9 protein-coding genes are annotated in these 9145 nt (G+C 72.8%); all 9 read left to right on the top strand.

The annotated features are described in order from the left end of the window. On the top strand, positions 1–436 hold a 436-nt coding region (locus ABZ495_RS22760), incomplete at its 5' end, for a methyltransferase (RefSeq protein WP_359837728.1). 221 nt (positions 437–657) lie between these two features. Continuing rightward, the gene (gene argC, locus ABZ495_RS22755) at positions 658–1686 is read left to right on the top strand and encodes an N-acetyl-gamma-glutamyl-phosphate reductase (protein WP_329486863.1); all 1029 of its coding nucleotides are present in this window, start codon (positions 658–660) and stop codon (positions 1684–1686) included. Continuing rightward, on the top strand, positions 1683–2852 hold the full coding sequence (gene argJ, locus ABZ495_RS22750; protein WP_359837726.1) for a bifunctional glutamate N-acetyltransferase/amino-acid acetyltransferase ArgJ: 1170 nt from the start codon (positions 1683–1685) through the stop codon (positions 2850–2852). Before argC ends, argJ begins: the two co-directional genes overlap by 4 nt. Positions 2853–2964: 112 nt before the next feature. Beyond that, entirely contained in the window at positions 2965–3840 is an 876-nt protein-coding gene (argB, locus tag ABZ495_RS22745) for an acetylglutamate kinase (RefSeq protein ID WP_329492049.1), read from the top strand. Continuing rightward, positions 3837–5081, top strand: a complete 1245-nt coding sequence (locus tag ABZ495_RS22740) for an acetylornithine transaminase (RefSeq protein WP_352290992.1) — start codon at positions 3837–3839, stop codon at positions 5079–5081. The genes argB and ABZ495_RS22740 overlap by 4 nt, the downstream gene beginning before the upstream one ends. A 17-nt stretch (positions 5082–5098) precedes the next feature. Next, positions 5099–5647 (top strand): arginine repressor, encoded by a 549-nt coding sequence (locus tag ABZ495_RS22735; protein ID WP_329486860.1) that lies wholly within the window; start codon positions 5099–5101, stop codon positions 5645–5647. A gap of 171 nt (positions 5648–5818) precedes the next feature. Next, positions 5819–7012, top strand: a complete 1194-nt coding sequence (locus ABZ495_RS22730; RefSeq protein WP_359807291.1) for an argininosuccinate synthase — start codon at positions 5819–5821, stop codon at positions 7010–7012. 97 nt (positions 7013–7109) lie between these two features. Then, positions 7110–8549, top strand: coding sequence for an argininosuccinate lyase (gene argH, locus ABZ495_RS22725; RefSeq protein WP_329486858.1), 1440 nt, complete (start codon positions 7110–7112; stop codon positions 8547–8549). Between the two features lie 116 nt (positions 8550–8665). After that, positions 8666–8923 (top strand): hypothetical protein, encoded by a 258-nt coding sequence (locus ABZ495_RS22720; RefSeq protein WP_329486857.1) that lies wholly within the window; start codon positions 8666–8668, stop codon positions 8921–8923. Positions 8924–9145 lie beyond the last annotated feature (222 nt).

Below are 9145 nucleotides of genomic sequence, written 5' to 3'. Positions count from 1 at the left end.
GGTCTTCCACCTCGGCGGCGGCCACGGGTTGGGCCGCACCGCGGCGGCGCCCGCCAGCCCCGGCGCCGCGCTGGTCTTCGTCCACGAGCCCCACCCGGCCGTCGCCTCGGCCGAGGCGACCTTCCGGGAGAACCTCGGCCTGCGGGCGCCCGCCGAGTTCCTCACCGCCGACGCCCTCGGCACGGACGCCGTCCCGGCCGGCTCGGTCGACCTGGTGCTGAACAACCCGCCGTTCCACTCGCACCAGGCCACCACCGACGCCACCGCCTGGCGGATGTTCACCGGTGCCCGCCGGGCGCTGCGCCCGGGTGGCGAACTCTGGGTGGTCGGCAACCGTCATCTCGGCTACCACGTCAAGCTGCGCCGCCTCTTCGGGAACTGCGAAGTCGTCGCGGGCAACCCGAAGTTCGTGGTGCTGCGGGCCGTCCGCCGGTGACCCGGCCGGGGGCCGGGCCGACGGCGCCGGGGGCGCGCCGCCCGACGATCAACTAAGGGTAACCTAAGCTCATGGCGCCGACGGGTGGCGAGCCGTCCGCGATGGACGGCGCACCCCGCCGCCCGGGTGTGGAGCGGTCCGCCTGCCGGTCCGCCGCGCACTCCCTTGCATGAATGTTCCGTGATGCGTATATTCATGCTCCGACCAAGGAGGGAACTGCCATGGCATTGCGAGTCGCCGTCGCCGGTGCGAGCGGATACGCGGGCGGTGAGGTGCTGCGCCTGCTGCTCGGCCACCCCGAGGTGGAGATCGGGGCGCTGACCGGCGGCTCGAACGCGGGTACCAGGCTCGGCACCCTGCAGCCGCACCTGATCCCGCTCGCCGACCGGATCCTGGAGCCCACCACCCCGGAGGTGCTGGCCGACCACGACGTGGTGTTCCTGGCACTGCCGCACGGCCAGTCCGCCGCCGTCGCCGAGGCCCTCGGCCAGAACGTCCTGGTCGTCGACTGCGGCGCCGACTTCCGGCTGAAGGCCGCCGCCGACTGGGAGCAGTTCTACGGCTCCGCGCACGCCGGCACCTGGCCCTACGGCCTCCCCGAGCTGCCCGGCCACCGCGCCGCGCTCAAGGGCGGCAACCGCATCGCCGTCCCCGGCTGCTACCCGACCGCCGTCTCGCTGGCGCTCTTCCCGGCGTACGCGGCCGGGCTCGCCGAGCCCGAGGCCGTGATCGTCGCCGCCTCCGGCACCTCGGGCGCCGGCAAGGCCGCCAAGACCCACCTGCTCGGCAGCGAGGTGATGGGCAACGTCAGCGCCTACGGCGTCGGCGGGCAGCACCGGCACACCCCGGAGATGTCGCAGAACCTCACCCCGGTCGCGGGCGAGCCGGTCACCGTCTCCTTCACGCCCACCCTGGTGCCGATGCCGCGCGGCATCCTCGCCACCTGCTCCGCCAAGGCGAAGCCCGGGGTGACCGGCGAGGCCCTGCGCGCCGCCTACACCGAGGCGTTCGCCGACGAGCCCTTCGTCCACCTGCTGGCCGAGGGCCAGTGGCCGCAGACCAGCAGCGTCTACGGCTCCAACGCCGCCCTGGTCCAGGTCGCCCTGGACGAGAGCGCCGGGCGGATCATCGCGATCAGCGCGATCGACAACCTGGTCAAGGGCACCGCCGGCGGCGCGGTGCAGAGCATGAACATCGCCCTCGGCCTGCCCGAGGAGCTCGGCCTTCCCCTGATCGGAGTCGCACCGTGACCAAGAACGTCAACGTCGGCGTGACCGCCGCCAAGGGCTTCCGGGCCGCCGGCGTCACCGCCGGGATCAAGGACTCCGGCACCCCCGACCTCGCCCTCGTCGTCAACGACGGCCCGTCGCTGGCCGCCGCCGGAGTGTTCACCAGCAACCGGGTCAAGGCCGCGCCCGTGCTCTGGTCGGAGCAGGTCCTCAAGGGCGGTCAGGTCTCCGCCGTCGTCCTCAACTCCGGTGGCGCCAACGCCTGCACCGGCCCGCTCGGCTTCCAGGACACCCACGCCACCGCCGAGAAGGCCGCCGAGGAACTGGGGCTCAACGCCGGCGAGATCGCCGTCGCCTCCACCGGCCTGATCGGCCTGCGCCTGCCGATGGACATCCTGCTGCCCGGTGTCGCCCTCGCCGCCGGGCAGCTCGACGCCGCCGGTGGCGAGGCCGCCGCGATCGCCATCAAGACGACCGACACCGTCCACAAGACCGCCCAGGTGACGAAGGACGGCTGGACGGTCGGCGGCATGGCCAAGGGCGCCGGCATGCTCGCCCCCGGCCTGGCCACCATGCTGGTCGTCCTGACCACCGACGCCGCGCTCGACGCCGCCGCCCTGGACGTCTCGCTGCGCGCCGCCACCCGCACCACCTTCGACCGGATCGACTCCGACGGCTGCATGTCGACCAACGACACGGTGCTGCTGCTCGCCTCCGGCGCCTCCGGCATCACCCCGGAGCAGGCCGGGTTCGACGAGGCCGTCCGCACCGTCTGCGCCGACCTCGCGCGGCAGCTGATCGGTGACGCCGAGGGCGCGAGCAAGGACATCCGGATCGACGTCACCGACGCCGCCACCGAGGCGGAGGCCGTCGGCGTCGCCCGGGTCATCAGCCGCAACAACCTGCTCAAGTGCGCCCTCCACGGCGAGGACCCGAACTGGGGCCGGGTGCTGGCCGCGATCGGCACCACCGACGCCGCCTTCGACCCGGACCGCCTCGACGTCGCCATCAACGGCGTCTGGGTCTGCCGGGACGGCAGCGTCGGGGAGGACCGCGACCTCGTCGACATGACCGGCCGGGAGATCGTCATCACCGCCCGCCTGAACGCCGGCGAGGCCGCCGCGACGGTGTGGACCAACGACCTCACCGCCGACTACGTGCACGAGAACAGCGCCTACTCCACCTGACAGCCGCTGACAGCCGCCACAGCCGCACCTGCCGACCGAGCCGGGGACCACACACGTGCAGATCGCACCCAAGGGCGAACAGGCCCGCAACAACACCGCGTTGCCCAAGGCCATGACGCTGATCGAGGCGCTGCCCTGGCTGGAGCGCTTCCACGGCAAGACCGTCGTCGTGAAGTTCGGCGGCAACGCCATGGTGGACGAGAGCCTCAAGGCGGCGTTCGCCCAGGACGTCGTCTTCCTGCGCTACGCCGGCCTGCACCCCGTCGTGGTCCACGGCGGCGGCCCGCAGATCAGCGCCCAGCTCGACAAGCTCGGCCTGGAGTCCTCGTTCACCAACGGCCTGCGGGTCACCACCCCCGAGACCATGGACGTGGTCCGGATGGTGCTGGCCGGCCAGGTCCAGCGCGAACTGGTCGGGCTGCTCAACGGCCACGGCCCGTTCGCGGTCGGCATGACCGGCGAGGACGCCCACACCATGACCGCCGTCAAGCGGTACGCGGTGGTCGACGGCGAGCAGGTCGACATCGGCCTGGTCGGCGACATCGTCAACATCGAGGCCGGCGCGGTGAAGGCGCTGATCGCCGACGGCCGGATCCCGGTGATCTCCTCGATCGCCCGGGGCACCGACGGGCACGTCTACAACATCAACGCCGACACCGCCGCCTCCGCCCTCGCGGTGGCGCTCGGCGCCGAGATGCTCGTCGTCCTCACCGACGTCGAGGGCCTGTACGCCGACTGGCCGCACTCCGACGACGTGATCAGCCAGCTCAGCGCGACCGAGCTGGAGGAGCTGCTGCCCGAGCTGGCCAGCGGCATGCTCCCCAAGATGGAGGGCTGCCTGCGGGCCGTCCGCTCCGGCGTGGGCACCGCCCGCGTCCTGGACGGCCGGGTGCAGCACAGCCTGTTGCTGGAGATCTTCACCGACGAGGGCATCGGCACGATGGTCGTGCCGGACGACGAAGCGACCGTGACCGGGGGACTGGCATGACGACCGACGCACAGCACAGCGGCAGCGCGCAGCCGACCGGCAACGAGCGGCTCACCGACCGCTGGCAGCACGCCTTCACCGACAACTACGGCACCCCGCGGATCCCGCTGGTCCGCGGCGAGGGCGCCAAGCTGTGGGACGCCGACGGCAAGGAGTACACCGACCTGCTCGGCGGCATCGCCGTCAACGCCCTCGGCACCGGCCACCCGGCGGTCGTCGAGGCCGTCACCCGGCAGATCTCGACCCTCGGCCACGTCTCCAACCTCTTCATGGCCGAGCCGACCATCGCGCTGGCCGAGCGGCTGCTGACGCTCTCGGGCCGGGACGGCCGGGTGTTCTTCTGCAACTCCGGCGCCGAGGCCAACGAGGCCGCGTTCAAGATCAGCCGGCGGACCGGCCGCACCCATGTGGTCGCCCTCCAGGGCGGCTTCCACGGCCGGACCATGGGCGCCCTCGCGCTCACCGGCCAGCCCGCCAAGCAGGAGCCGTTCCTGCCGCTGCCCGGCGAGGTCACCCACGTCCCCTTCGGCGACGTCGAGGCGCTGCGCGCGGCCGTGACCGCGGAGACCGCGGCCGTCTTCCTGGAGCCGATCCAGGGCGAGAACGGCGCGATCCCGCTGCCCGACGGCTACCTGCGGGCCGCCCGCGAGATCACCCGGGCCACCGGCACCCTGCTCGTCCTGGACGAGATCCAGACCGGCATCGGCCGCACCGGGTACTGGTTCGCCCACCAGGCCGTCGAGGGCGTCGAGCCGGACGTGGTCACCCTCGCCAAGGCACTCGGCGGCGGGCTGCCGATCGGCGCCGTGCTCGCGTTCGGGGAGGCCGCCGAGCTGCTCACCCCGGGCCAGCACGGCACCACCTTCGGCGGCAATCCGGTGGTCGCGGCGGCGGCTCTCGCGGTGCTCGACACCATCGAGTCCGAGGGCCTGCTGGAGCACGTCCGCAAGATCGGCGAGCGGCTGCGGCACGGGGTCGAGGCGATCGGCGACCCGCTGGTCTCGCACGTGCGCGGGGCCGGCCTGCTGCTCGGCATCGTGCTGACCGCGCCGGTGGCCGCGAAGGTCCAGGCCGCCGCCCAGGAGGCCGGCTTCCTGGTCAACGCCGCCGTCCCGGACGCCGTCCGGCTCGCGCCGCCGCTGGTGCTCACCGAGCAGGACGCGGACGCCTTCCTGGCCGCGCTGCCGGAGATCCTCCGGACGGTGCGGGAGAACGCCCCGGCCGATGCGAGCCGAGCGTAGTCCGGGAGAATAATCACATGACCGTTCCCCACGCCGACCAGCCCGCCGCCGGTCCGACGCCGCAGGTCCCGCAGACCCGCACCGCGCGCCACCGGCGAATCGTGGACCTGCTCACCCGCCAGCCCGTGCGCTCGCAGAGCCAGCTCGCCAAGCTGCTCGCCGACGACGGACTGGTGGTCACCCAGGCCACCCTCTCCCGGGACCTGGACGAGCTGGGAGCGGTGAAGATCCGCAACCGGGACGGCGCGCTCATCTACGCCGTCCCGGCCGAGGGCGGCGACCGCACGCCGCGCGCACCGATGGGGGAGTCGGCCAGCGAGGGCCGGATGGCCCGGCTGGCCGGCGAGCTCATGGTCTCCGCCACCGCCTCCGGCAACCTCGTCGTCCTGCGGACCCCGCCGGGCGCGGCCCAGTTCCTGGCCTCCTCGATCGACCAGGCCGAGGTCTTCGAGATCATCGGCACCATCGCCGGGGACGACACCGTCCTGCTGATCAGCCGCGATCCCTCCGGGGGCCAGGCCCTCGCCGACCACCTGATGCAGCTCGCCCAGGCCAAGGCCCAGTAGCCCCCGGCCGGGCCCGGCCGACCCGGGCCCGCCCCGTTCCGCCCACCCGACGCACCGCCCCGTGACCCCGGTTCGCCCGTTCCTCGGCAGGGGTTTTGAAATCCATACGGTGTAGTGCATACTTATGCCTATCGCCGTAAGCCTGTTCGCACTGTTGTGAAGGAGAAAGCCGTGACCGAGCGCGTCGTACTCGCCTACTCGGGCGGTCTGGACACGTCCGTCTGCATCGGCTGGATCGCCGAGGAGACGGGCGCCGAGGTCATCGCCGTCGCCGTCGACGTCGGCCAGGGCGGCGAGGACCTGGAGGTCATCCGCCAGCGGGCGCTGGACTGCGGCGCCGTCGAGGCCGAGGTCGCGGACGCCCGCGACGAGTTCGCCGACGAGTACTGCCTCCCGGCCATCAAGGCCAACGCCCTGTACCAGGGCCAGTACCCGCTGGTGTCGGCCCTCTCCCGGCCGGCCATCGTCAAGCACCTGGTCGCCGCCGCGCAGAAGCACGGCGCCACCACCGTCGCCCACGGCTGCACCGGCAAGGGCAACGACCAGGTCCGCTTCGAGGTCGGCATCCAGTCGCTGGCCCCCCAGCTGAAGTGCATCGCCCCGGTCCGCGACTACGCGATGACCCGGGACAAGGCGATCGCCTTCGCGGAGGCCAAGGGCCTGCCGATCGCCACCACCAAGAAGTCCCCGTACTCGATCGACCAGAACGTCTTCGGTCGCGCCGTCGAGACCGGCTTCCTGGAGGACATCTGGAACGCCCCGATCGAGGACGTCTACGAGTACACCCAGAACCCGGCCACCCCGCGCGAGGCCGACCAGGTGGTCATCACCTTCGACGCCGGCGTCCCGGTCGCCATCGACGGCCGCAAGGTGACCGTCCTGCAGGCCATCGAGGAGCTCAACAAGCGGGCCGGCGCCCAGGGCATCGGCCGGCTCGACATGGTCGAGGACCGGCTCGTCGGCATCAAGTCCCGGGAGATCTACGAGGCCCCCGGCGCGATCGCCCTGATCACCGCCCACCAGGCCCTGGAGAACGTCACCGTCGAGCGCGAACTCGCCCGCTACAAGCGGCAGGTGGAGCAGCGCTGGGCCGAGCTGGTCTACGACGGCCTCTGGTTCTCCCCGCTGAAGCGGGCGCTGGACGGCTTCGTCAGCGAGGCCAACCAGCACGTCACCGGCGAGATCCGGATGGTGCTGCACGCCGGCCGGGCCGTCGTCGACGGCCGCAAGTCCGACCAGTCGCTGTACGACTTCAACCTCGCCACCTACGACACCGGCGACACCTTCGACCAGTCGATGTCCAAGGGCTTCATCGAGATCTTCGGGATGTCCTCGAAGATCGCCGCCCGCCGCGACCTCGGCTGAGCCGACCGCCCGGTCGTCCGACCACCTGCCGGGCCCCGGCCGCGCCCCCTCGCGGCCGGGGCCGCCCCCGACCCGCCACCTTGTAAGGAGCCCAGCGATGCCTGCCGACCAGACCGCCGCCAGTAACTCTCCTGAGCTGCGCCTCTGGGGCGCGCGCTTCGCCGACGGCCCGTCCGAGGCGCTCGCCAGGCTCTCCGCCTCGGTGCACTTCGACTGGCGCCTCGCGCCGTACGACATCGCCGGCTCGAAGGCCCACGCCCGCGTCCTGCACAAGGCCGGGCTGCTCAGCGCCGAGGAACTCGACGGCATGCTCGCCGGGCTGGACCAGCTGCTCGCCGACGTCGAGGCCGGCACCTTCACCGGCACCGTCGCCGACGAGGACGTCCACACCGCGCTGGAGCGCGGCCTGCTGGAGCGGCTCGGCGCCGACCTGGGCGGCAAGCTGCGGGCCGGCCGCTCGCGCAACGACCAGATCGCCACGCTGTTCCGGATGTACCTGCGCGACCACGCCCGGATCATCGGCGGGCTGATCCTGGACCTCCAGCACGCCCTGGTCGGCCTGGCCGAGGAGCACCCGCACACCGCCATGCCGGGGCGCACCCACCTCCAGCACGCGCAGCCGGTGCTCTTCGCCCACCACGTCCTCGCGCACGTGCACGCCCTCGGCCGGGACGCCGAGCGGCTGCGCCAGTGGGACGTGCGCACCGCCGTCTCCCCGTACGGCTCCGGTGCGCTGGCCGGTTCCTCGCTCGGCCTCGACCCGCAGGCGGTCGCCGCCGACCTCGGCTTCGAGCGGGGCTCGGTCGGCAACTCCATCGACGGGACGGCCTCGCGCGACTTCGTCGCCGAGTTCGCCTTCGTCACCGCGATGATCGGGATCAACCTCTCCCGGATCGCGGAGGAGGTGATCATCTGGAACACCAAGGAGTTCGGCTTCATCACCCTGCACGACGCCTTCTCCACCGGCTCCTCGATCATGCCGCAGAAGAAGAACCCGGACATCGCCGAGCTGGCCCGCGGCAAGTCCGGCCGGCTGATCGGCAACCTGACCGGCCTGCTGGCGACGCTGAAGGCGCTGCCGCTCGCCTACAACCGGGACCTCCAGGAGGACAAGGAGCCGGTCTTCGACTCCTGCGACACGCTGGAGGTGCTGCTGCCGGCCTTCACCGGCATGATGGCCACCCTCACCGTGCACCGGGACCGGCTGGAGGAGCTCGCCCCGGCGGGCTTCTCGCTCGCCACCGACATCGCCGAGTGGCTGGTCAAGCAGGGCGTGCCGTTCCGGGTCGCGCACGAGGTCGCCGGTGCCTGCGTCAAGGTCTGCGAGCAGCAGGGCATCGAGCTCTCCGACCTGACGGACGAGCAGTTCGCGCGGATCTCCGAGCACCTGACGCCCGACGTCCGCTCGGTGCTCAGCGTCCACGGCGCGATCGCCTCGCGCAACGGCCGCGGCGGCACGGCCCCCTCGGCGGTGGCCGTCCAGCTCGCCGAGGTGAAGGACGACCTGGCGCTCCAGGAGGAGTGGGTCCAGGGCTGACACCCCCGAAGCGGTACCCCTCGAAGGGGGCGTGGCGGATCGAGCGCCGCGCCCCCTTCGGGTGCTCACGCCCGGTCGGCCGTAACCGGCCCGGCCCGGAGCAGGTCATGCACGGTATGTGCACCATCCTTCCCGTCGTCCCGTCCGCCGAGGACGAGGTCCTCGCCGCGCTGCGGCGCCGCGCCGTCCGGGCGGCGGTGGCCGCCCTGCCGGGCCGCTGCCCGCAGCTCGTCGCCGCCCTCGCCGAGGACCCGCCGCCGACCTACCGCGAGCTCTCCGCGCGGCTCGGCATGCCGCGCGGCTCGATCGGCCCCACCCGGTCCCGCTGCCTCGCCTGCCTGCGGGCCGTTCTGCACGCCGAGCGCTATCCGTAGCCGGCCCGGGCCCGCGGCCGTCGCCCCGGCGGTGCGACGTGACCCTCGCCACGTCGTACGGCCGGAAGGTTGAGAGCAGCTGACGCGCGGGTAGAGCGCTGGCGAACGCGGCTCTTGACGGCGGCGCGATCACTCGGATACTGAGCGTGAGCGCGTCGCCGTCGCCGTGGCCCCACCGGGCCGCCGGACGGGCGCGTTCGTGCGCCACCCCCGGCCAGGACC

Source organism: Kitasatospora sp. NPDC005748 (genome assembly GCF_040630735.1).
In the GTDB taxonomy this organism is placed as follows: Bacteria; Actinomycetota; Actinomycetes; order Streptomycetales; family Streptomycetaceae; genus Kitasatospora.
The sequence above is the reverse complement of the archived record's forward strand: the minus strand, read 5'-3'. Positions and strand labels throughout refer to the sequence as shown.

Excerpts from the sequence above, each read along its gene's own strand:
- ABZ495_RS22740 (WP_352290992.1), top strand. The coding sequence starts at position 3,837 with ATGACGACCGACGCACAGCACAGCGGCAGCGCGCAGCCGACCGGCAAC.
- ABZ495_RS22720 (WP_329486857.1), top strand. The coding sequence starts at position 8,666 with ATGTGCACCATCCTTCCCGTCGTCCCGTCCGCCGAGGACGAGGTCCTC.
- argH (WP_329486858.1), top strand. The coding sequence starts at position 7,110 with ATGCCTGCCGACCAGACCGCCGCCAGTAACTCTCCTGAGCTGCGCCTC.
- argC (WP_329486863.1), top strand. The coding sequence starts at position 658 with ATGGCATTGCGAGTCGCCGTCGCCGGTGCGAGCGGATACGCGGGCGGT.
- ABZ495_RS22735 (WP_329486860.1), top strand. The coding sequence starts at position 5,099 with ATGACCGTTCCCCACGCCGACCAGCCCGCCGCCGGTCCGACGCCGCAG.
- argB (WP_329492049.1), top strand. The coding sequence starts at position 2,965 with ATGACGCTGATCGAGGCGCTGCCCTGGCTGGAGCGCTTCCACGGCAAG.